Here is a 24,181-nt window from a genome sequence, read left to right on the forward strand (position 1 = left end):
GCGAAAACTGAAAAGCCCCGGTTTCGGACTACGAATACTGTAAAAACGTCGTTAACTTAGCTAAATAAAATTGATCGATTCACTACGATGGCCCCGGTTATTTTGGGTAACATGAGTTCAGATGAAATAAAAGACACCGTTTTAAAATTAACAATGACGTTAAGCAAATGCTGGGATGATCTATAAATAGTAGGTATGTTTAATAGTGTTTCTTTACACAGTGAGTCAATCGAAAAATAGGCCCTGTTTTAACCTATCTTCCACATTATTATTTGGTTAGCAAGACAGAAATGTTAGATTTGTTAAAGGCAATCGCCTGTAAACCTCAATCATGGCAGCAATTAACTTACACAACAAACCCTTTGGTGAAGAAACGATAACCAAGCTGGAGATATTTGAAGATTATGCCCAGGCTTGGCTACCTACTTTTATTATGCAGGCTCCGCCTATGATCTGCATTTTTGATTTCTTTGCAGGCACAGGCTATGATAAATCAGGTGTTCCAGGCAGCCCGATCCGGCTCCTCCAAAAAATTGAAGAGCAGCGACCGTTGATATTTTCTAACCACGTTAAAATTGAGATTTACCTCAATGAATTTGAACCCTGTAAAAAGGAACAGAAGAAATTCGAGTTATTAAAGGCTTCATGTGAAGAATATTTAGATAAACATCCCAGTTTAAGGCATGTACTGGAAATAAAGTATCATAATGAAGATTTTGAAACCTTATTCCCTCAATTATTGCCGACGATAAAAAAATACCCGGCTTTAGTTTACCTGGACCAAAATGGGATCAAATTCACTTCGGAAACTTATTTCCTCGAATTGGAAAAGACCGCACAGACAGATTTTCTGTACTTTATTTCATCATCTTATTTTTGGCGCTTCGGTAAGCTTGACGAATTCAAAATGCACTTGGATATCGATATGGAAGAAGCCAAAAAAGACCCTTATAAATTTATCCACGTCAATATTATCCAGCAGTTGCGCCGTAAATTACCTGTGAGAACCAAATTTAGGCTATATCCCTTTTCTCTAAAAAAAGGTAAAAATATACATGGTATTATTTTCGGAGCCTCTCATGCCCGGGCCGTAGACAAATTCCTTACCATTGCCTGGGATCGAAATAAAACAAATGGTCAGGCAAATTTTGATATTTTTGACCACGCAACGGTAAATCAAATAAACATGTTTTCCGGTGACAGGGGTAGGAGCCGAATTGAAACTTTCCAGGAAAAAGTTCGGAACAAGATTTTAAATGGCGAGATCAGTAATAATTTTGACCTCTATGAATTTTCGATTAATGAGGGATTTTTGGGTTCCCATGCGGCAGAATGTCTTAAAGAAATGAAACGAAAAAAAACGATCAAATACGATTGTACATCGCCTTTGGTAAACTATCAAAACGTACATAAGGTTCCAAAAAAGCTGATATACATTGTAAATAAATAACGGATAGTTAATAATACTAACTATATTAGCATTGCCTGATTGCAATGTTTTAAATTTTAACTTATGGCAGAATCAACAATAGAATGGACAGAACTAACCTGGAATCCGGTTACAGGCTGTAAAAAGATTAGCCCAGGATGTAAATTCTGTTATGCAGAAGTTATGTCAAGAAGATTAAAGGCGATGGGTGTCGAAAAATATAAGGATGGTTTTAAGATAAGAGTTCATCCAGAATCATTAAATATTCCGTTTACCTGGAAAAAACCTAAAGTCGTTTTTGTTAATTCCATGAGTGACCTGTTTCATGATGAAATACCCTTAGATTTTATAAAGGCAGTGTTTTCAGTAATGAATGCAACCCCACAGCATACATATCAAGTTTTAACTAAAAGGTCTGATAGATTATTAACCATTGCGGATGAACTAAATTGGACAGCAAATATATGGATGGGGGTATCTGTAGAAAATGAAAAATATGTTCAGCGAGTTACAGAATTAAGTAAAACTCCGGCTAAAACTAAATTTTTGTCTGTGGAACCGTTACTTGGCTATATCAAAAACTTGCCGCTTGATAAGATAAATTGGGTTATTGTTGGTGGTGAATCAGGGCATGGTGCTCGACCCGTAAAATATGAATGGATTGAATCAGTAAGACGACAATGTGAGATTAAGAAAGTTCCTTTCTTTTTCAAACAATGGGGAAAACCTAAGTTTAATGCCAACGCAAATGACCCGACCATCGACAAATTACATCCCCGTCACGCTAAAGGCGGATGTGAACTTGATGGGAAAATATACAGGGAGTTACCGGTTGCTGTATAATCTCATTGGTATTTAGGTTTAATTACGCTATTGGCTATTTTAAGTGCGGTGGTATTATTGGTTGCCAGATAAAAATGGTACATGGGAGAGTTCTTAGAATTTCTCATCACAAATGGTTGGGATACAAATTTGAAAATAGTATTAAGGCGTTCCTGGTAGAGTTTTGCTGCTCGTACAATTGCATTGTCTAAACGTTGCCCTGCCACAGCTTCTCCAAATAAGTTAATTAGCTCATCTGCATAAAAATAATTCCTGATTTCGCTTTCTTGCATGCCCAAAAACACCTGTAACTTACTTACCCAGGCATCACTGATATTACCATCTTTTTTTAATAACCTGGTTACACCCATTCCTAAAGGAACCAGTATCCACATATCTACCCCCAACCCTCTTAATATTTCCAATGACTCCCATTTTACCTGCATTCCCTTTGGATCTATAAAGGCCAAAACCTTGGTCATATTCTGCTCCGGCTTTCTCAGATACGCAGCCATGTCCTTAATTTTGACATTACAATCTTCCGATCTTACAACAAATTTTCGTTCTGGGAATTTTAATTTTATTTGAGCCTTCAGATTGTCAGCATATTTTTTTACAAGTTCCACAAAATAATATAAATCAAAAGGCTTTGGATCATCTATGGCTAACACGCGAAGTGCAGCGCCTTGAATTATATTTTCATCTTGCTCAATATCTCCGGAACCAGCAAATCCATCAAAATAAATTAAGTTGAATGGCTGATTTTTCATCACAGTTAAGTAAGCTTGCGTATAGGATGTAACGATTTCTATTTTTTGACTAGTCCAATCTCCACCAAAATTATTATTCATTGCGTCGTTAAAAGAGGGTAGGTTCTAAATGATAAACATTTGAGGTGTAAAAATACTTATTTTATTTGATATCAAGTAGATAGCGTATTTTAGAATTACTATTAACCTCAATTGTTTTAATATACGATGGTTTTGTAAATACCCTTTAAGAAAATCAAGAACAAATCTATTAAACGCAATTTAGAAAGGAAATGGTCGATTTATGTACAGTAGGCCCCACCTTAATGGACAAGGCCCAGAAATCGGCTTTAGTTCAGTTTTTTGTGCATTTTATTTTCTGTTAATCAGGGCAATACTTAACATAATTTCATTGATCCTGGCGGTTCGAGCTTTCGCACCGTGAATGGTTAATTTTTGAACCAAGTATGCCTTTTTGCCGCTTTAAATCACACTTATCGTGCTTATTAATGCTTTTTTGGGATTTAATTATAGAAAGTGGGACAGTAAGCAACTTGTGTATGGCGTTATGAACGGCGATGACGACGAAAACGTAGAGCGGAATAAGTCCAAAGGACTTCCATTAACTTTCCTTTACACCACTTTTGTTTTTTTTGGCTTAAAAATAGACTTTGGAAAACTCAATTACAGTAATAAACCAAATGTTGTTGTTTTTTTTATTGAGTATTTGACCTGGCTTATCTGTATGTTTTTTATACTAAATGTCATCCTTAAAATCAAGTAAATAGAACTTGCTTGAATAGGAAAGTCAAATACAGGTTTAGCTAATTGCTTTTATTATGGATTTCTAAAATTTCTTTAATAATCATCAAAATTACAGAAAGGTGTTCTAACCGGCTCCCTTTATCCCCGCCAAGTATATCTCAAATAATTCAAAAAAGCCTTAAATGATGCATTTAAGGCTTTTTTTGTTTTTATACCTACCCAAAATATTCAATAAATCGCATTGTTCTGGTGACCTGATATGCACCCGATTCAATAGGTCACCATAAAGCTTATAAAGATCTATAAATCAACATGTTCAATGGACGAACATTTTGATTTATAGCATAGGAAGTAACTAATTTTGTCCACTTAAAGGTGACCTGTGATGAACAAATCATTTTCTCTGCTTTTTTACGTAAAAAGCTCCAAACTGAGTGCCGATGGCACAGCCCCTATTTATTTACGCATTACCATTGATGGACAACGCATTGAGATCTCCTCTAAACGACGAGTCATTCCATCTAAATGGAACACATCTGCACAAAAAATCACTGGCACGGGCGAACCTACTTTTAATCCAATTGATAAACTAATTGAAGTATTTGAAGAGAATAAAAGCTTTACGAGCAATTATTAGCCAGTGAACGCGAAAAAGTCGCAATTTTAAAAAACTCAAAATAATAAAAGGCCCGATAAAGGCCTTTTTTGTTTCTATCGGGATAAAGAGTTTCCCTGGTCGTACCCATGCCGCTTTTTCTACCTTGTCCTTTTTAATTCTTCAGGCATCGGCGCGATACAGTTCCCACCTTCCCGCACTGATTATTGTTTCTTTTGAAGTTCGATCATCTTGACAGCCATTCGTTTCCCCATTTCGTTTGCTGAGGTTCCGTCAAAATGTATTTGATCTCCTTTGTGAACAAGGTCTTCCGAAGAAGCAACTGCCGTAAATTTCACTGTAGTGGGCAGCTTGACAAGTTCCTGATTGATGTATTGATAGTTTTCTTTGTATCTGCCAAGTTCGCCTACAACAACTGGAAGGTTAGGGTTTCCCGTAAGTTTTCTTATTCTTTCAATCAACTCTGCTAATTGAGTCAAATATATTTTTGCTTTTTCTAAACTACTATTTGCCTCTCCCTGATGCCAGATTACCCCTTTAATTTGGCCCGATTTCATAGCCTCTTTTATGCGGATAAGGGCATCATCATAGGGGTGTGTATTTGTCGCCTTATCGTAACCTCCGGGCACCCAGCTCTCAATTGCTGTTCCTCCTACGGCGCAAGGAATTAATCCTATCTTATTTGTGGGATTGGCTTCAGCCATTTGAATTCCGAACATCATGCCCGGCCCAACACCGTCCATTTTAGGCTTGTCAAAATGAAGGGGATTTTTAGCAATTACCCACAGTTTTTGTTGATTGAGCATGTAAAGATCGGGATGCCCCTGAGATTTGAACTCGTCAGTGATGACTCCTCTGCCAGCCATATTGGATTGACCAATTAAAATATACAGGTGAAAATCAGGATCTGGTTTTTCCTGGGCCGAAGTAAAAAGACACGAAAAAACTAACGATAAAAACAAAAAAAATCTTGGAAGCATCTCGAATAATATTAAATTTCTGATCAATAATCGGCCAAATATATAATTAAAACATCCCCTTCAAAAGCATATTTATGGGTAATGCCCAATTTTTATTCTTGCAAAATTTGTCACCCATTCTCTTTACTGACGTGTCATAGGAGTATACCAATTACCTATAAATCAAAAAGAAACAGTTTGAGCAACCATTAAAAGTGATTTTAATGGTTGCCTATCTTTTAATATGTAGGATACCAATTTAGTTAACCCAATTATTAACCAGTAAATTATTCTCATGAAAAAAAAATTACTTTTCAGATTGGCAGCTCTTGCCCTCGTAGTATTCCTGACCGGTGTGAGAGCATTTTCTCAGGATATTAAGCTCCTTCAGGATTCCATAGTTGATAATCAAGCTCTTGTTTATTCAACTAATGCATATGGCTATTACCCCAGTATTCAGAGTTTTAGTCAATCTGCTGTAACAACCTACAATAACTATCAATATGTTATCTATTACAATAAAGATCTGCGTGTTTGCGTTGGCCGGAAGGCATTGCCATCAGGCACCTGGGAAACAATAATATTTACAGATTATTTACAAAGCTTCGCGGACTGTCATAATATCCCTGTACTTGGGGTTTCTACAGACGGTAAAATCCATCTAACGTTTGATCATCATGTTTCAACACTTAAATATCGTGTTTCAAGTGCAGGAGTGGCAAATAGTCCGGGTAGTTATACGTGGAGTACCACTTTGTTCGGTTCGGTTGTCAATACCTTGCCCGGAACATCTGCGTCTCAAACCAGTGTAACTTATCCTGCTTTTATGACAACACCATCTGGAAAACTACAGCTGGTGTTAAGAATAGGCGATAGCGGCGGAGGTAGGGATGACCTGTTTGAGTATTCACCTTCAACAGGTACCTGGAGTGATTTGGGGTTCTTTACAGAAAAGACCGGATCCTATATTGGCCCCATTACAGATGGGCCGACAAGAAATTCATACAGAGATGGTATCGGGTATTATGGCAGCAACCGCCTACATACGGTGTTCGGCTGGCGTGAAACCGGCGACGTACAGTCTCAGCACGATATATTATATGCTTATAGTGACGATGAGGGAAGGACATGGAAAAATAATTCCAAAGTATCGTTTGCAACAACAGGTACAGACCTGATAAAAATTACCGACACGGCAGCTATTGTATACAAGCTGGGCCAACAGCATGGATTACTCAATCAGGAATTTATGGACGTAGATAATGGCGGCGTTGTACATGTTTTTAAAAAACATATGCTGGCAACCGAGGCTAATTCAACCAGTTGGGCAGATGCCGGAACAAAATCAAAACTCTATCATCATATGCGCGATACCAGTGGCAACTGGACAGCCACCTTATTACCATTTAATACCTATAGGGTAAATTTTATTTCTGATGCAAATAAAACATTATACGCAATTACCGGCGATAAAATAGATATATGGGCGGCTACAGCTGCCAGTGGTTATACTAACTGGGCAATGTTGTACCGGTACGACCCAACAGCGAAATATGCCGAGGAAACAATAGCTATAGATAAAGAAAGAATGAAAAGTGATAACGTACTTTCTATAATGGTTCAGGAAAAATATACCACAGCTGGTCAACCCACTAAAATACATGTTATTGATTTTCAGCCAACAGCCGATACTTCACTTATTTTGGACAATACATCTGCAGAAATAACCGGAACATGGTCTACTTCTACAGCAGTACAGAATTATTATGGGACTAATTATCGGGTAAGGGCCTCAGGAGGCACTGGCACAAACTATGTTAAATGGCGGGCTACTATCCCGGCAGCTGGCGATTATTCAGTATATGTTTGGTCGCCCGATGGACTGGCAACCCGTGCAACAAATGCAACGTATGTGGTTTATCATAGCGGCTTAAATACCACCTATCACGTAGACCAATCGTTACCCGGCGGTAAATGGGTTTTTTTGGGGACACATGCATTTACAACCCTTACCACTGGTAATGGTGTGGTTATGCTAACCGATCAGGGGAATAACCAATACGTAATTGCTGACGCTGTACGGTTTGTAAAACAAAATCCTGCTTCAGAGGAGGAATTAAATGTAAGCCTGCTCTCTTTTTCCGGCAAGAAACAAACCCAGGACGTCAAATTAAACTGGGTAACGTCTTCATCAAAGAACAAATCTTATTTTGAAGTACTACGCTCACAAGATGGCCAGTATTTTCAATCCATTGCCAACATCAGAAGCGCCGGAAAATCTAATCACGCCCAAAATTATGCGTATACAGATCATAGCCCATTTTCTGTAACAAATTATTATCAATTAAATCAGGTGGATTCTATCGGAACATCAAAAAAATCTGCTGTAATAACCGTTAATGAAAGTCTTGCAAGTTCCTTAAAAGCGTGGTCTTCGGAAGGTAATTATGTTAATATAGCGGTAAATGCACCTGTTTCAACTATCGCAGGTTTAAGAGTAACTGATATTTATGGGAAACCCATACTAAATACCATGCTCAAACTTGAAAAAGGCGCCAATAAAGTCAAATTATATGCCGCGCGGATGGTACCTGGCATATTGGTAGCTACTTTAAATATAGAAAACGAAATTCAGAGCGTGAAATTTATGCGATAACGCTGTCACCTCATTTTTATAAGTAGGTGTCTTAAACAATACCAATTAATAATTATTTATGAAGCTACCTGCCATAATACTCTTTTTACTTTCTATCAATTATGTTAGTGCACAGCAGATCTATAATGTAGCAGACAATGGCGCCAAAAACGATGGTCAGATGGTTAATACGCTATCTATTCAACAGACGATAGACCGCTGTTCGTCAGCGGGTGGCGGGCGTGTTGTATTTAATAGCGGCACCTTTTTATCGGGCACACTTTATTTAAAAAGCAATGTAGAGTTGTACCTGGGCGCGGGCGCTGTACTTAAAGGCGTGGCAGATATGGCGCAATATACAGCAGTACCCACCGGCAAAAGATCCGCGCTGATCAACGCTTTTGAGCAGGATAATATTGCTATTCTGGGCCCGGGGAAGATAGACGGGAGCGGCGATAATAAAGTGTTCCAGGGCGGTGATAAATTTAATGGCCTGGATGGCCGGCCGCACCTGGTCCATTTCCGGAAATGCAGCCGCGTGCGGATGAAAGAGTTCACCGCGGTGAACAGCGCCTTCTGGACATTGAAAATTGAAGAATGTACCCAGGCAACCATTGATGATATCAAGGTGAGGAGCCGGGTTGTTGCCAATAATGATGGGCTTGATATTGTAGACTGCCATAATGTAACGGTGTCCAATAGCTTTTTTGATTGCGGTGATGATGGGATATGCCCTAAAAGCGACGGGAAAATGGGGGTGAAAAACCTGGTGATCACCAACTGCATTATCAAAAGTGAATCTAACGGAATCAAATTTGGCACCACCGGGGTTGGCGGCTTTGAAGACGTTACGGTTTCCAATTGTGTGATCTATGATACACGTTTATCCGGCTTAGCCTTTGAAATGGTTGATGGCGGTACCATGGACCGCATTGTTGTAAACAACATCACGATGCACCGCGTTAACGGCGGCATCTTTATTAAGTTGGGCCAGCGATCGGGCAGTAAACCGGGGATATTAAGGAATATCACCATCTCTAATGTAATTGCCGATGGTGTTGGCTCCTGGCGCCCTGATGTGGATGACAACTATCACAAGGCCCCGCTCGATCAGCGAATTGGCATGACCATCACCGGGCAGTCCGGCTTTCCGGTAGAAAATGTAACCTTAAGTAATATCTATATGCAGTTTGCCGGTGGCGGTAAAAAAGAAGATGCCGACAGAATTATGCCTGATAAACCGGCGCCGTATCCTGAATATTCAAATTATGGCATTACGCCGGCTTACGGTTTTAATTGCCGGTATGTCAAGAACCTTAAATTTTCCAATTTGCAGCTGGATTATATTCAAAAGGATGTGCGCCCTGCTCTGTTTTTTGAAGAAGTAACCGGTCTTGTTATCGATAATCTCCAGGCCCGGATAGATCCGGCCGCAATGGCATTTATCCGGCTCAAAAATGTAAATGATGTTTTCATCAGGAATAATAAACCACAAGCGGTTGCGCTGCCTTATTTGTTTATGGAAGGCACGGTTAAAGATGTAACGGTAATCAATAATGACTTTCGGAAACTGAAAGGGATCTATCAGGGCCCGGATAAGCCTGCCGTAATCAACACAGCAAACAATCTTTTGCCTGCAAACTGATCAAACCAACAAAACAGACATTTATGAATCGAATAAACCGGGTGGGTGTATTTTTATTGATTATCCTTACTACAGGCTCAATAAACACCTACGCCAATGCCCCCAGCGTCGACGATCCGATTGATACAGGGCGGCAGATAGTAAATATGAACCCAGGCTGGGGTTTCTATTATTCGGATGATATCCGCATAAAACCCAGGAAAATGGAGGTTGACCTCCCGCACACATGGAACGCGTCGGAAATCCTGTCCGGTAAGTCCGCTTATAAAAGACAAACCGGCATCTATACCAAAAGCTTTATTGCAAAAAAGGCATGGTCGGGCAAGCGAAAGTTCCTTTTTTTTGAGGGGGCAAATTCAGTAGCGGATGTCTATATTGATCAAAAATATGTTGGCAGCCATAAAGGGGGCTATACGGCATTTTGCCTGGAGATCACTGATTTCTTGAAGGACGATGCGGATAATTTACTGACCGTAATGGTCAGCAATGCGTACCGGACGGATGTCTTGCCCCTGGTAGGTGATTTTAATGTATACGGCGGTATTCACCGGCCAGTGTCGCTCATCATCACCAGCAAAAATTGCATTTCGCCGCTTGATTATGCTTCTTCCGGCGTATACCTGACACAAACATCCTTAACGGAGCAATTAGCTAGGGTTACTATAGCTACCAAGCTTTCTATCAAAGCATGGAATAAAAATCTATCTGTAAGAACCAGGCTGCTCGATCGCGATAAAAAGATTATCGCAGAAACCAAAACCGCGGTTAGCGGCCAGAATAGCAAAGGAGTTGTTCAGAAATTAGCTATCACTCATCCGGTCCTATGGAACGGGCTTGCCGCACCCTATTTATACGGGGTACAGGTCGAGTTGTTAGATCGGGGGCAAATAGTAGACGTAATTAACCAGCCTTTGGGTTTACGAAACTATAGCGTAGATCCGAACAAAGGCTTTTCCCTGAATGGTAAACACCTGGACATCCATGGCCTGGGGCGACATGAAGACGTAGCGGGCAAAGGATCTGCTTTAATGGCAGCCGATGAAGAGACAGATATGGCATTGATAAAAGAAATAGGCGCTAATGCGATGCGATTGACCCATTACCCCCATTCCAGGTATTTCCTTGACCTGTGTGACCGGAACGGGGTCATCGTATGGTCTGAGATCCCGATGGTTGGCCCCGGAGGGTACACCGGCCCGGGTTTCATCAATAGCCCGGAACTTAAAGCGCATGCCGGAACAATGTTAAAGGAAATGATCCGCCAGAACTACAACCACCCGTCCATTCTGTTTTGGGGATTGTTTAACGAGTTGAAACTTGATTTTGATGATCCTCTGCCCTTTATCAAAGAGCAGCATGCGCTCGCAAAAAAAGAAGACCCCGGCCGATTGACCGTTTTGGCAACTTTTCTGGATAGTGATTACTTCAATAACACCGCTGACCTGATCGCCTGGAATAAATATTATGGCTGGTATGGCGGAAAGTTTGAAGATATCGGAAAATGGGCGGACGATGCCCATGCCAAATATCCGGCCAAAGCCATCGCGGTGAGTGAATTCGGCGCGGGCGGTAGCGTTAAGCAGCAGGAAGACCATCCTCTCAAACCCAAGGCTGATGGCAAATGGCATCCTGAAAAATGGCAGACCCTGTTCCATGAAAGTAACTGGGCCGAACTATCAAGCCGGCCTTTTATCTGGGGTAAGTTTGTATGGGCACTGGCCGATTTCGGGTCGTCAATACGCTCCGAAGGTGATACGACCGGCATCAATGACAAAGGCCTGGTAACCTATGACCGGAAAATAAAAAAGGACGCTTTCTATTTCTATAAAGCCAACTGGAACCCCGAACCCATGCTTTATCTGGCCGACCGCCGGAATACCGTTCGGACCGACTCGTTAATGGATATTAAAGTTTATACCAATACCGGTTATGCCGAATTGTATCTCAACGGGCTTTCAGTTGGGGCAGCAAAAGCCGATCAGTTTAAACGGGTGATCTGGAAAAATGTAAAATTAAAACAAGGTCAGAATAAGATAGCGGTAAAAACACGGGGCCTGAAAATGGATCTGCGGGACGAAATAACACTTACACTAACCGATACCCTGTAATATCCGGTTAAAAAGGGAGATTGTTTTATAATGCTATTGTGCATACCACTTTGTATATGAAGAATAAGATGAAAAAAACCGGAAGTTATTTAATCCTGCTGCTGGCACCCTTTATGGTTATGGGCCAGGTTAAGCCTGTTGTAAAAAATAAAAAGGAGCAACTCACCACGAATGTTGAATTTGCCTACCGGATGAATATGGCCGTAAAGCGGCTTACCGGGCGGGCGATAGCCCCCGTATTTACCGATGATTTTGTGCTGGCGGATGTCAATGTCGATTTGAAGGCTCCCAGGCGGTTTTACAATTTCAGCGGAGATCTCTCGGGCAGGTTTATCGAAGTGATGACCCTCATTAACGGGGATCATCCGGATATCAAAATAAAGCCTTTGGTTGACCGGTTGCTCACTTATCAAAAAAAAGACGGCAGGTTTGGTAATGACTCCCTGGCATTTACGGCCGGGCAGATCGGCCCCCAACACATGGCCTTATTGTGGGGCAACGGGAGGTTACTGGTTGGCTTAATGACCTATTATGATCATTATAAAGACCCGGCGGCATTAAAAGCCGCCCGTCGCCTGGGCGATTTCTTTTTGAATACCTATGAAGCCTGTTCCGATCCTTTGGTCGTAGAAAAACTAAACGGCCTGGGAGCCAACGGGATTATATGCTTTACGCAATATGTAGAAGGGCTTGTTATGCTTTCCCAGGCGGTAAATGACCCCAGGTACGCGGCTGTTGCAGCCAAAGCCTATACCGTACTTCCCGAAAGGGGCGTACAGCATTCGCATGGCTATTTAACGACGCTGCGAGGCGTATTGTACCTGTATAAATATGACCATGATATCAAACACCTGAACTATGTTAAAGAGGCTTATGACGAGCTGGTGCTTTCCGGGGATTACAATGCCTTAGGAAGCGTTAACGAATACTTCGGGTCTAAAGGGGAGCGGGACGAAGGCTGCTCAACAGCAGATTTTGTCCGGCTAAGCCTGGAGCTTTACAGCTTGTGCGGTGAGGAAACCTACCTGGAAAAGGGCGAGTTCGCTTTGCTGAACGCGCTGTACTTTAACCAATACTATACGGGCGATTTCGGGCACCACCTGATCAGTGAACAGGGCTCCCGACCGGATTATATGCATGCATCCTGGTGGTGTTGCTCCATGCACGGTTTAAGGGCAATGTATGAAGTGAGAGACCGGTTTTTACTGAGCAAGGGCAAACGGGGGCGCCAATTAAATCTATACCTGGAAACAGACTACCAGGACAGCAATTGTGGCCTATCAATTAGGAAGAGCAGTTTCCAGGATGGTATCCATGAGTATAAGATCGGCATCAATAAATGGTTGAAAAAGGATTCCCTGAGCCTGCGCATCCCAGACTGGTCTGAAGCGGCCACACTGAAAGTGAACGGAAAACCTGTTGCCATTAAACCGGGCAGCAGATACATCGGCTTAGCAAAAATAAAACAAGGCGATGTGATCACAATTGGTTTCAGGTATGCTATCCGGGTTAAAACAGACAAAGGTTTGATCGCTTTAAATGCGATCCCAGCAAACGTCAAAGGAAATCTATTGTATGGCCCTTATCTGCTTGGTGTGGACGATAAGACAGACCCCAACTTTACAGCCGAACCCAATGCCAACATCATTTATAGCAAAACCACTCAAAACGCATCCCTCATTATGAAAAGCAAGGATAGTTATTTAACCGTCTTTTATAAACACGGAGGCTACCCTTCCTACATGCAAACCATTATCCGTCCAGTATCGGAATTGACATTTGACAAGCATGGCTATGTGCTTTATAATTTGTTGTTCGCTCCCGATGATACCGCACGGTTAAAACAGGATCAATCCATGACTGAACCGTGGAAGACCAACTAAAAATGGAAAGAAGGATGATATTCATTGAAATCCGATGAAAAAGTATAACATTAAAATATGGATCTTTTCAGGCATAGGACTGATATCAAGCCTAACGGTTTGCGCACAACCCAGCCTTAATAATTGGCCGGAAGAAGCCAAACCACAATTGATAGGCAAACAAATTGTGGAGCGTTATTTGGATAAACCCTATGTTACCTTTGGCCCAACCTTAGCCTATGCCGATGTATGTACCTGGCATGGTGCCCTCGATTTTGCCCGGCTATCACAGGACACCAGCCTCAGAAACCGATTAATAGAGAGATTTTATCCATTATTAGCCGGAAGTTCCGCAATAATGCCAGCTCATGACAATGTTGATCATTCTGTTTTTGGCGCTATTCCACTTCAACTTTATATGTTAACTGGTATAAAAAGTTATTTATCAATAGGGCAATCCTATGCTGAACATCAATGGGAAATACCTCCGAAGTCAGTAATTAGTACGGAAACGAGTGATTTTATTAAAAAAGGTTTTTCCTGGCAAACCCGGCTATGGATTGATGATATGTACATGATAACAATGTTGCAAATACAAGCCTATCGTGCAACTAAACAGAAAACATATTTAGATAGGGCTGTCAAAGAAATGGTCTTTTATCTAAAGGAGTTACAAAAACCCAATGGCTTATTTTATCATGCGCCAGATGCCCCTTTTTTCTGGGGAAGGGGAAATGGTTGGATGGCGGCGGGGATGACTGAACTATTATGTGCATTGCCGAAGAATGACCCAGACAGACAATTTATTTTAAAAAGCTATAGAATCATGATGTCTTCGCTACTTAACTATCAAAAGCCATCAGGAATGTGGGGGCAACTAATTGATGATCCTGAATCGTGGGAAGAGTCCTCCTGCACGGGCATGTTCACTTATGCCATGATAACCGGCGTCAAAAATAAATGGCTAACCGAAAAGTTATACGGCCCCGCCGCACGAAAAGCCTGGTTGGTTCTTGTTGCGAAAATAAATTTGGACCATGATGTTACAGAAGTGTGTATTGGCACGAATAAAAAAAACGATAGGCAATATTACCTTGATCGCAAGCGTATCACCGGAGACTTACATGGCCAGGCCCCGGTTTTATGGTGTGCTGCGGCTTTGCTTAAATAATATTGTAGCCAATTTGTTATTTGTTTAACTTGCTCTATAAACTATAGGCGAGATTTAATGAAAATTGTAAATGAGTCTTCGGCTTCAGAGGAGAATTCAAAGGAGGCCGGACTATTTTTAAAGTCAGTTTTTAATGAATATTATGAGCGGCTTGTTTATTTTTCTGATAAGATAGTAAGAGACATAACCGTTGCAGAAGATATTGTTCAGGAAGCTCTGATAAAATACTGGGAGAACAAAGCCTATATATCCGATGGCCATTCTTATGTTAAAAGCTACCTTTATACAACGGTTAAAAATCTTAGTATAAATTCAATACGTCATCAGCAGGTTATTAAAAAATTCGAAGAGCAGCACGTCATTGCCGAGATAGATGATAATACCATAGATAATATTATTATTCAAACAGAAATATTTAATGAAATCCACAAAGCCATTGATTTGTTACCAGGGAGGTGCAGGGAGATTTCTCATATGGGCTTCATTGTCGGGATGAAGAACCAGGAAATAGCAAAGGAACTTGGGATTTCGGTAAATACCGTAAAAACCCAAAAACAACGTGCAATTAAAATTTTACGGCTTAAATTTTTGACACAACTGATTTTTCAGCTGCTACTTCTTTTTTTAGAAAGACACTAATTATCAACGGCTTCCTTTGTGCGTAATACATTATTAATACGTCGCAGATTTAAATTAGAGATTGTGGTTCGAAAATAGCTACAATACTTTTTTATTTCCGGGTATGCCGTCATTAATGTAAACCTGTTTGGTAAAGCGTTATTCGTTATGTAAGTCTTCCCTTTGAAAAGAAAAATCAACTGTGGTTTGCACCTTTTGATGGCGTACTTTTACATCGTTTAATGGCCCAAAGAACACTTGCTTAAAATAACAGATGGAATGAAACATATCTTTCTTATTTTACTTACAATAGCCATCATCATGACAGGAATTTTCCTGCCGTATGTTCACGGAGACTACGACAATTTTGCCGTCGGGCTTTCCTATATTTTCCAATTTGGAAGTTTTGCATCATTGCTTCTTGTCCCGACGGGACTGGTTTGGCTGATACTGAACATCTCCAATGGACGGAATAAACAGACCGCTAAATATCCATTGTATTTTAGGAGAACCGCTTTGGTTATAGCGATGATTATTGTTCTGGCAGCCGGACTTGGTGCTTTTGCATCGAATAACAGGTTTTCGGCAATTGCCATTTTGGGGATAGGTATTTTTCTTTTCATCATCCGTAAAAAAATGAACTTTCAGGCTGTTCCAAACCACATTATGCCTTATTACTTCGTCGTTATTCCATTGACAGTTTTGAGCATTCGCATAACCTTACTTGAAAAAGTAAAGGATAATACAACAGAATTTGCAATAAAACAGTGCGGACAATTAATACAGGATATTGAAGCATACAAAAGAGCTAATGGCCATTACCCTATTTCCTTACTTTCAACTATTGAAGATTACAAACCGCTAATTTCGGGTATTCCACGATTCCACTATGAACTCAAAGGCAATGCATACAATATTTATTTTGAGCAAATTTCAACGATGTTGGGTACTGAGGAAATAGTTATGTACAATAAATTGGATGAACAGGAAATGACTGTCCACAATCAGGATTTACTTAGGATACCCTATAATAATATTTTTCATGGACATCACAAGGTTGTGCAATTACCTAATCAACACTGGAAAATATTTTATTTTGACTGAAAACTTTATCAGGAAGGGGTTGATTTATGGGTATAGAGCTACATAGTTACATTTTTGAGCCAGTAAGCGACGTAAAAGTAGGCCATCAAAAGGTGTAAAGCTGTAAATGATATTTTTTGATGTCCCACATTTACATCTTTTAATGTCACACTCAGGGATTTGCTTGGTAGTTAGCAACTTCTATCATCGACAATCAGTTTAGGGCTTCAGCCAGGCGATCAAGCGCTGATCCCCAACCGTTGTAAAAGCATCTTTTCCTGCTGGTCGCGATATCAACTTAAATAATTATATAAAAAATGTCACCCCCTATAGATACTTAAGTGTCTTAGTATATAGAACAGAATATGGAAAAGTTAAACCCCTTCGAGAAAGCAGATTTAATATGGAAGTATTTACGCGATGAGTGTAATGCAGAAGAGGTTGTACTGATTAATAAATGGCTTGCGTCTGATAAAGAAAATCAGCTCCTGATTGATAAGTTTAAAAATGAACAGACAGTTGAAGAAGAGCTCAGGCTATTTTCATCAGTTGATAAAGGTAAAGCCTGGCAAAGAATTATAGAACAAACCAAAGAAACAGAAAATGTCATTCCTTTTTGGAGAAGAAGGAAGGTTGCGATGTATGCAGCGGTTATCGTTTCGATTTGTATGCTCTCCGGCGTGCTAATCGAAAATTTCCTTGTTGACAGGAGGGGTAAGGGGGCGCATGATTATGCAAAAACACAGATCAGAAGGGATATTCATACAGCAAAGCTTACACTGTCTGACGGCAAAGTTGTGATTCTTGACCAAACTACTAATCGTACTTTATTTGAAGATGATGCATCAAAGATAACTAAAGTAAAAGGGCAGTTAGTTTATCATATTAAACCTAATAAAAGTACTCGGGATATTCCATTTAACTCTATAAGCACATCTGTTGGGGGGCAATATGAGGTGATACTTCCAGATCAAAGTAAGGTATGGTTAAATGCTATGTCGTCTTTACGCTTTCCAACAGTATTTACAGGGAAAGAGCGGAACGTTGAACTAATTGGGGAAGCATATTTTGAAGTTTCTAAAAATAAAAATATGCCATTTACTGTTCGGTCGGGTAAAACAAAAGTTGAAGTGCTCGGCACTCACTTTAACGTTATGGCCTATGCTAACGAAAAGGCAAAAAAAATAACCTTATTGGAAGGGTCGGTTAAGGTGAATAATGAAAACCTGAGCAAGGTAATAAAACCGGGACAACAGGCTGTTGTAATGAATGACATTAAAATCAGCGAAGTTGACCTGACAGAATCAATTGCCTGGAAACAAGGTTTGTTCCATTTTAATAATGCTCAAATAGACTTAGTGATGCGTCAATTGCAACGGTGGTATGACGTAGAAGTTGTTTATGAAGGAAAGATACCAGAGGTGCATTTAAGCGGAATTATTTCACGAAATACAGATATCAAAGACGTTTTAAAGATGATAAATATTTCCGGAAATCTACACTTTGAGGTTAGAGGAAGAAAAATAATAGTAAAAAGCGCAATTTAATAAACCAAAAAAATACCAATAGTGTGCCAGCACTATTGGTAAAAGGTCAAAATAAGTACGAACCAATTTTAAACCAATCTAAATTATGAATTTAATTCTATTTTTCAATAGAAATAAGACTTCCTGTTTTCTTTTATCTAAACATTTTCTTTGCATGAAGTTTGTTTTTTTGTTATTAACAGTCACGTGTTTGCAGGTAAACGCCAAAGTGTTCTCTCAGGACATTTCCATTGTGGGACAAAATCTTTCCCTAAAAAATGTATTTAAGGAAATCAATAAACAGAGTGGCTACCTGTTTATCTATAGTGATGAAATACTTCAAAAATCAAACCCTGTAACCTTAAATATTACAAAAGGCACACTGGAGCAGGTGTTGGATAAGTGCTTTGAAAATCAGCCGCTAACCTATCAGCTTATTGAAAAAACAATAGTGGTAAAGGCTAACACCCTCACAGTGAAAGCGCCGCCTCTAATAATTAAGGGAATTGTTGTTGATGAAAACGGAGGAACAATACCAGGTGTAAGTGTTAAAATAAAAGGCACCCTTACAGGCACAGTAACAGATAATAAAGGCAATTATACGATCAGCATTCCGGGAACTAATAATATACTTGTTTTCTCTTTTGTAGGATACAAAACAAAAGAAATTCAGGTTAACAGCGCGGGCGTTTATAATGTTGTGCTTGAACCGAATATAAGGCAATTGGAAGAAACGATTGTAATTGGCTATGGCCAGGTTAGGAAATCAGATTTAACAGGGGCCATAAGCAAGGTAAATATGGCCGATTTGGGAAAAGCGCCCGTAATTGCTTTCACTGAAGCTTTGGCAGGCCGGGTAGCAGGGGTACAAGTTTCTTCAAACGATGGCCAGCCGGGCTCTGCGCAGGAAATTGTGATAAGGGGGGCTGGATCCTTAACACAAAGTACAGCCCCTTTATACGTGATTGATGGGTTTCCGAGTGAAAACTTTGATGCCCGGTCGTTAAACAGTGAAGATATTGAATCGATTAACGTATTAAAGGATGCCTCTGCAACCGCTATTTATGGTGCCCGGGCTTCAAACGGCGTTATAATTATCGAGACAAAAAAAGGAAAATTGGGGAAACCGGTTGTTTCCCTTAATAGCCTATATGGTTTCCAGGCAACCAGAAAGCAAATGGATTTAATGGACCCCTTTGAATATGTATCCTATCAATATGAACGAAACCCCGTAAGCACAACGGCAAGATATCTAACAGATGGAAGGACCCTGGAATCATATAAAGATGTGAAAGGGATTAACTGGGCCAATGAGGTATTTACTTCAAGCCCATATTTGATAAATAATGTTGCCATTAGAGGAGGCACTGAAAAAACTAAATATTCTATTTCAGGTTCCACAAATAACCAACACGGAATTATATCAAATACAGGTACCCAGCGCTACCAGGGAAGAATATCCTTAGATCAAACGATCAACAGCAAGTTAAAAGTTGGAGTTTATGCTAATTACAGTAATAATTCAAATTCAGGGATCATAGCGGCTTCTTCTGCCGGAAGCAACACAACTACCTATCTGTTTTCTAATATTTGGGGTTACAGGCCAATAAACAACGATCCTAATATTGACCTGCTTGATGCAGATTTCGACCCATTGGTAACCAGTGCTGACAATGCCAGATTTAACCCGGTTGTTACCGTTGAAAATACAAACCGCGTAAGCACTGCCAAAGAATTGTTAGCAAACGCATATTTAAATTATGCTATTAACCAAAATTTTACTTTAAGAATTGCCGGCACGGTAAATAACAGAAGCTCGGTAAATAAGAATTTTTATAACTCAAAAACAATACAGGGATCACCATTTAATCCGGTGAATGTTAGGGGTGTAAATGGCAATATTAGTTATTCTGAATTGAATAACTGGTCTAATGAAAACACGCTTAGTTATCAAAAAACATTTAACAAGGTACACCGTATCAACGCTGTGGCGGGTTTCTCAATGCAAAGCAGCTCAAGTAATTTATTTGGTGTAGCCGTGCAAAATATCCCTAACGAAGAGTTAGGATACTCGGGGTTTGACGAGGGTATCCCCTATTCAAGCCCTGCAAGCAGCAGTATATTTACATTAGCATCGCTTTATGCAAGGGTAAATTATAGTTATAAATCCAAATATTTATTTACTACAACTATAAGAGGAGATGGTTCCTCAAAGTTTGCACAAGGCAAAAAATGGGGGTATTTTCCGTCAGCCGCTTTTGCATGGAATATGGCGCAGGAGCCATTTTTTAAAAACCTGTCTTTTATCTCTGAATCAAAGATCAGGGTAACTTATGGCTTAACCGGTAATAACCGCGTAAACGATTTTGCATATCTCTCAAACCTGGGTATGCCTGTAGCTAATTCTTATTCGTGGAATAACGCCACTCCTTCTAAGGGGATTGTACCTGTTAATTTGGGCAACCTGGATTTAAGATGGGAGGTTGCAGAACAAATAGATCTTGGATATGATTTGAGCTTATTTAATAACAGAATTGAGTTGACAGCTGATGTGTACCGGAAAACTACCAGAGACCTTCTATTAAATGCACAGTTGCCAGGTACAACAGGTTTTAGTACCGCCTTTAAAAACATTGGCAAACTTTCAAATGAGGGTTTAGAACTAAGTATTAATTCAGTTAACGTAAGGACCCCATCGTTTACCTGGACCAGTAACTTCAATATCAGTTTTAACCGAAATAAGGTTTTAGAGCTTACCGAAGGGCAGGACAAGCTTTTCTCGTTTGTGGGGTTTGAATCGCAATATAACACAACACCTTTATACATTGCCCAAATCGGTAAACCGGTGGCCATGTTTTATGGGTATATTTTTGATGGGATCTATCAGTACGGCGATTTTGATAACCCCTCTCCCGGCAATTATGTCTTAAAAAAATCAATACCCACAAATGGTGATGAAAGAGGGAATATTAAACCAGGGGATATTAAATATAAAGATATCAACAACGATGGTGTTGTAAATGGATATGATCAAACAATAATAGGTAGAGTTCTGCCCATACATACGGGAGGATTTAGCAATAATTTTACCTATAAAAACTTTGACCTGAACATTTTAATGCAATGGTCATACGGTAATAATATATATAATGCCAATAGAATTCTTTTTGAAGGAAACTCCACTTTAAGATTAGAAATGAACCAGTTTGCCAGTTATAATAACCGGTGGACGCCTACTAATGCAAGCAATACCATCTTTAGGGTTGGCGGGCAAGGTCCGCTTGGCAGATATTCTGACAGGACTATAGAAGACGGTTCCTATTTAAGATTGAAAACCATTTCGCTTGGTTATAGCATTAAGTCAAATATCTTAAAAAGGCTGAATATTAAAAGCTTAAGGGTAACTGCTGCTGCTCAAAATTTACTAACCTGGACCAAATATTCGGGCATGGACCCTGAGGTTTCATCCAGAAATTCTATACTGACGCCAGGCTTCGATTTTTCGGCTTACCCGCAGGCCCAAACCCTTGTTTTCGGTATTAATGCTTCATTTTAACATTGATTTTTAACCAGAAATTCCATGAAAAGAAATTACCTGTTTTTTACACTTATTTTATTAAGTGTTAGCTCTTGCACCAAATTTTTAGATACAAAACCTACCGACTTTTTATCCCCAACTACATATTACCAAAACGAAAGTCAGCTAACGGCCTCGCTTGTTGGTGTTTATGATATTTTAGGCTCAACCAATGTTTATGCAAGACATTATATAGCCAGATTAGGTATGGAGGCGGATGAAGGATTCTATAATACAGATGCTGTAGTTACCGGCCCCCAAGTGTATAATTTTTCTCCTTCAGATACCTATATAGGTGGTTTTTGGAACGATTTGTATGTAGGCATTAACCGGGCAAACAATTTATTGGCGAGTGTTAATAACAACACTCAAATAGCCCAGGCTTTTAGGGATCAGGTTAGGGGAGAAACCCTATTCCTCCGGGCTTATTATTACTTTCTGCTTGTTCAAAATTTTGGTGGCGTCCCGTTGATCCTCGACCCAACCTTGTCAACCGAGAATGTATCTGTCCCCAGATCCACAGCTAAACAAGTTTACGAGAAAATCATCGCGGATATGGAGGCGGCCGAGCCACTGGTGGCATCAATTAATACTTTGGGTTTTGGTGGTAGGGTAAGCAAATCTGCCGTTCGGGGTATTTTGGCCAGGGTTTGTCTTTATATGGCGGGAAACCCGGTCAACGATCTCTCAAAATACAAAGAAGCCAGCTTTTGGGCAAAAAAAGTAATGGATGATGGAGATGCTGGTCATGTACTAAACCCCAATTTTACGCAGGTTTTCATGAACTATGCTCAAGACAAATACGATATCAAAGAAAGTATTTGGGAAGTTGAGTTCTGGGGAAACGTAGCCGGAGCGTATAATGAAACCGGCCAGGTTGGAGCCTGGATAGGTATTACTTCAACAAATACTACGATTATAGGACAAGCTTACGGATTTCTGAACTGTACATCCAAATTATACAAATCTTATGAAGCTCAGGATATACGAAAAGATCTTTCGATAGCGCCTTATGTTTATACTGCTGCCGGCGGAAAAACCAATTATACATCAACAACCGATGCATCACTATATACCCGTAATGTTGGGAAGTACAGAAGGGAATGGGAACTGGTTACACCAAGATCTGCAAATGCAACGCCTACAAACTTCCCGATACTGAGATTTGCAGATGTGCTGTTAATGTATGCCGAAGCCGAAAATGAAGTTAATGGAAGCCCTACCCCGCCTGCATTGGATGCACTGAACCTTGTTAGACAACGGGCCCATGCAACTTTGTATACAGGTGCAAATACAATTACAAGCAAAAGCGATTTCCACGATAAGATCATTGATGAGCGATCAAGGGAATTATGCTTTGAAGCATTACGGAAACCAGACCTTATCCGTTGGGGGATTTTTGTTCCTACAATGAAGGGGGTGGCCAGTTTAATGAGCCAGCAAAATGCTACAAACTTTTATTCTCTGGCTTATAGAAATGTAAGTGACCGGAACCTTCTTTTCCCAATACCTTCTAAAGACATGAGTTTAAATTCGGCATTGGTTCAAAATCCAGGCTGGTAATATCTTGATTTTTAAAATAACGTTATGAAATTTATATATCTAATAATTCTCGGTTTATTTATACTAACCGGCTGTAAAAAAGAACAAGAACTGAAAGTTAATGCTCCGGAATTTAATGTAACAACAGAAAAAGCTTCTTATAAAGTTGGAGAAGAGGTTAAATTTAACTTTACAGGAAATCCCGACCTGATATCTTTTTATTCCGGCGAAGTGTTCAATGACTATGCATTTATGAATGGGAGGGTCGTAGAGTCGGGCGCTCTCAAAGTGTCGTTTTCAAGTAGCTTTCAATTTGGGACACAGACTAAACAATTTAGCGTTGTGGTTTCTAATGATTTTAACGGAGGTAATTTATTTCAGGATATACAATCAGCAACCTGGAGAGATATTACCAGCAGGTTTGCCCTGGGTACAAATGCTACTTATAAGCCTTCGGGAGAAGTTGATATATCAGATCTGAAGGTGCCTGGAAAGCCATTATATATCGCTTTCAAATATATAGTTAAAAACCCCTCGGTTTATGGAACAGGGAACGTATGGCAAGTTCAGAACTTTCTTTTAACTTCTGATACCTCCATTGGATTACTCACATTAGGCGATATACTTACTGGTGGATTCAAACTTTTTGATCAGAAACCTGATATCGCGCCTTCAAGGTCAAATATCTCCACATCCAGGATCCAGCTCATCGCTCCCACGCTCACAGCAGCAACTAACACAGTTGAAACTGAAAGCTGGGCCGTAACTAAAGCTTTTGATACCGACGCCATAGATTATGGGCCAGACAGGCCCATCCCAATTAAAGGCTATGCTGATGCGATGCCCAAATCATCTGTTTATACCTATTCAAAACCTGGTAGTATTAAAGCGGTTTTTACCGCATATAATGCGAATGTTACCGATAGTAAGGCTATACAAAAGGAGGTCAATATTACAGTTGTACCTTAAATGAATGGTACCACGGAACGCCAAAACTTATTGTCTATATTATTAGTAATGCAGTACGCTCTACCCTTCTATGAGTTTAAACGCAAATTCATAGAAAGTTAATAA

The 24,181-nt window shown here is 39.9% G+C and carries 16 protein-coding genes; 14 read left to right on the forward strand and 2 right to left on the reverse strand.

All coding sequences use genetic code 11. The annotated features are described in order from the left end of the window. Positions 1–331: 331 nt before the first annotated feature. Together tcmP (WC743_RS07910) and WC743_RS07915 are read left to right on the forward strand one after the other, a co-directional pair. Positions 332–1,450 carry a three-Cys-motif partner protein TcmP gene (gene tcmP, locus WC743_RS07910; RefSeq protein ID WP_373011362.1) on the forward strand — a complete coding sequence of 373 codons (1,119 nt, stop codon included), beginning with the start codon at positions 332–334 and terminating at the stop codon, positions 1,448–1,450. A 63-nt stretch (positions 1,451–1,513) separates the two neighbouring features. Beyond that, positions 1,514–2,272, forward strand: coding sequence for a DUF5131 family protein (locus tag WC743_RS07915; RefSeq protein ID WP_373011363.1), 759 nt, complete (start codon positions 1,514–1,516; stop codon positions 2,270–2,272). Between the two features lie 2 nt (positions 2,273–2,274). Here the strand turns inward: WC743_RS07915 and tcmP (WC743_RS07920) are convergent, their stop codons facing one another. Continuing rightward, positions 2,275–3,102 carry a three-Cys-motif partner protein TcmP gene (gene tcmP, locus WC743_RS07920; RefSeq protein ID WP_373011364.1) on the reverse strand — a complete coding sequence of 276 codons (828 nt, stop codon included), beginning with the start codon at positions 3,100–3,102 and terminating at the stop codon, positions 2,275–2,277. Positions 3,103–4,150: 1,048 nt separating this feature from the next. Here tcmP (WC743_RS07920) and WC743_RS07925 point away from each other — a divergent pair. After that, complete coding sequence (locus WC743_RS07925) at positions 4,151–4,402, forward strand: Arm DNA-binding domain-containing protein (protein ID WP_373011365.1); 252 nt, start codon at positions 4,151–4,153, stop codon at positions 4,400–4,402. A gap of 182 nt (positions 4,403–4,584) precedes the next feature. On the opposite strand, the gene WC743_RS07930 is transcribed toward WC743_RS07925, so the two are convergent. Further along, positions 4,585–5,361: a sialate O-acetylesterase gene (locus tag WC743_RS07930; RefSeq protein WP_373011366.1), complete on the reverse strand. Its 777-nt coding sequence runs from the start codon at positions 5,359–5,361 to the stop codon at positions 4,585–4,587. 274 nt (positions 5,362–5,635) lie between these two features. On the opposite strand from WC743_RS07930, the gene WC743_RS07935 reads away from it, so the two are divergent. The 11 genes from WC743_RS07935 to WC743_RS07985 all read left to right on the forward strand — a co-directional run bounded on the left by WC743_RS07935 (position 5,636) and on the right by WC743_RS07985 (position 24,076). Then, a complete protein-coding gene (locus tag WC743_RS07935) occupies positions 5,636–7,996 on the forward strand; it encodes a BNR-4 repeat-containing protein (protein WP_373011368.1) in 2,361 nt (786 codons plus the stop codon). Positions 7,997–8,054: 58 nt separating this feature from the next. Beyond that, a complete protein-coding gene (locus WC743_RS07940; RefSeq protein ID WP_373011369.1) occupies positions 8,055–9,620 on the forward strand; it encodes a glycoside hydrolase family 28 protein in 1,566 nt (521 codons plus the stop codon). Positions 9,621–9,643: 23 nt separating this feature from the next. Continuing rightward, positions 9,644–11,728 carry a glycoside hydrolase family 2 TIM barrel-domain containing protein gene (locus WC743_RS07945; RefSeq protein WP_373011370.1) on the forward strand — a complete coding sequence of 695 codons (2,085 nt, stop codon included), beginning with the start codon at positions 9,644–9,646 and terminating at the stop codon, positions 11,726–11,728. Between the two features lie 68 nt (positions 11,729–11,796). Then, positions 11,797–13,611 carry a beta-L-arabinofuranosidase domain-containing protein gene (locus tag WC743_RS07950; RefSeq protein ID WP_373011372.1) on the forward strand — a complete coding sequence of 605 codons (1,815 nt, stop codon included), beginning with the start codon at positions 11,797–11,799 and terminating at the stop codon, positions 13,609–13,611. 34 nt (positions 13,612–13,645) lie between these two features. Then, positions 13,646–14,761 carry a glycoside hydrolase family 105 protein gene (locus WC743_RS07955; protein ID WP_373011373.1) on the forward strand — a complete coding sequence of 372 codons (1,116 nt, stop codon included), beginning with the start codon at positions 13,646–13,648 and terminating at the stop codon, positions 14,759–14,761. Positions 14,762–14,818: 57 nt separating this feature from the next. After that, positions 14,819–15,400, forward strand: a complete 582-nt coding sequence (locus WC743_RS07960; RefSeq protein WP_373011374.1) for an RNA polymerase sigma-70 factor — start codon at positions 14,819–14,821, stop codon at positions 15,398–15,400. Between the two features lie 300 nt (positions 15,401–15,700). After that, complete coding sequence (locus WC743_RS07965) at positions 15,701–16,483, forward strand: hypothetical protein (protein WP_373011375.1); 783 nt, start codon at positions 15,701–15,703, stop codon at positions 16,481–16,483. Positions 16,484–16,827: 344 nt separating this feature from the next. Next, positions 16,828–18,009 carry a FecR family protein gene (locus WC743_RS07970; RefSeq protein WP_373011376.1) on the forward strand — a complete coding sequence of 394 codons (1,182 nt, stop codon included), beginning with the start codon at positions 16,828–16,830 and terminating at the stop codon, positions 18,007–18,009. A 154-nt stretch (positions 18,010–18,163) separates the two neighbouring features. Then, the gene (locus WC743_RS07975) at positions 18,164–21,544 is read left to right on the forward strand and encodes a TonB-dependent receptor (RefSeq protein ID WP_373011377.1); all 3,381 of its coding nucleotides are present in this window, start codon (positions 18,164–18,166) and stop codon (positions 21,542–21,544) included. A gap of 24 nt (positions 21,545–21,568) precedes the next feature. Next, complete coding sequence (locus WC743_RS07980) at positions 21,569–23,128, forward strand: RagB/SusD family nutrient uptake outer membrane protein (protein WP_373011378.1); 1,560 nt, start codon at positions 21,569–21,571, stop codon at positions 23,126–23,128. 24 nt (positions 23,129–23,152) lie between these two features. After that, complete coding sequence (locus WC743_RS07985; protein ID WP_373011379.1) at positions 23,153–24,076, forward strand: DUF5017 domain-containing protein; 924 nt, start codon at positions 23,153–23,155, stop codon at positions 24,074–24,076. The last annotated feature ends 105 nt before the right edge of the window (positions 24,077–24,181 follow it).

Source organism: Mucilaginibacter sp., from assembly GCF_041660805.1.
In the GTDB taxonomy this organism is placed as follows: Bacteria; Bacteroidota; Bacteroidia; order Sphingobacteriales; family Sphingobacteriaceae; genus Mucilaginibacter.

Excerpts from the sequence above, each read along its gene's own strand:
- WC743_RS07940 (WP_373011369.1), top strand. The coding sequence starts at position 8,055 with ATGAAGCTACCTGCCATAATACTCTTTTTACTTTCTATCAATTATGTT.
- tcmP (WP_373011364.1), bottom strand. The coding sequence starts at position 3,102 with ATGAATAATAATTTTGGTGGAGATTGGACTAGTCAAAAAATAGAAATC.
- WC743_RS07950 (WP_373011372.1), top strand. The coding sequence starts at position 11,797 with ATGAAAAAAACCGGAAGTTATTTAATCCTGCTGCTGGCACCCTTTATG.
- WC743_RS07975 (WP_373011377.1), top strand. The coding sequence starts at position 18,164 with ATGAAGTTTGTTTTTTTGTTATTAACAGTCACGTGTTTGCAGGTAAAC.
- WC743_RS07915 (WP_373011363.1), top strand. The coding sequence starts at position 1,514 with ATGGCAGAATCAACAATAGAATGGACAGAACTAACCTGGAATCCGGTT.
- WC743_RS07980 (WP_373011378.1), top strand. The coding sequence starts at position 21,569 with ATGAAAAGAAATTACCTGTTTTTTACACTTATTTTATTAAGTGTTAGC.
- WC743_RS07960 (WP_373011374.1), top strand. The coding sequence starts at position 14,819 with ATGAAAATTGTAAATGAGTCTTCGGCTTCAGAGGAGAATTCAAAGGAG.
- WC743_RS07935 (WP_373011368.1), top strand. The coding sequence starts at position 5,636 with ATGAAAAAAAAATTACTTTTCAGATTGGCAGCTCTTGCCCTCGTAGTA.
- WC743_RS07965 (WP_373011375.1), top strand. The coding sequence starts at position 15,701 with ATGACAGGAATTTTCCTGCCGTATGTTCACGGAGACTACGACAATTTT.
- tcmP (WP_373011362.1), top strand. The coding sequence starts at position 332 with ATGGCAGCAATTAACTTACACAACAAACCCTTTGGTGAAGAAACGATA.
- WC743_RS07955 (WP_373011373.1), top strand. The coding sequence starts at position 13,646 with ATGAAAAAGTATAACATTAAAATATGGATCTTTTCAGGCATAGGACTG.
- WC743_RS07930 (WP_373011366.1), bottom strand. The coding sequence starts at position 5,361 with ATGCTTCCAAGATTTTTTTTGTTTTTATCGTTAGTTTTTTCGTGTCTT.
- WC743_RS07985 (WP_373011379.1), top strand. The coding sequence starts at position 23,153 with ATGAAATTTATATATCTAATAATTCTCGGTTTATTTATACTAACCGGC.
- WC743_RS07945 (WP_373011370.1), top strand. The coding sequence starts at position 9,644 with ATGAATCGAATAAACCGGGTGGGTGTATTTTTATTGATTATCCTTACT.
- WC743_RS07925 (WP_373011365.1), top strand. The coding sequence starts at position 4,151 with ATGAACAAATCATTTTCTCTGCTTTTTTACGTAAAAAGCTCCAAACTG.
- WC743_RS07970 (WP_373011376.1), top strand. The coding sequence starts at position 16,828 with ATGGAAAAGTTAAACCCCTTCGAGAAAGCAGATTTAATATGGAAGTAT.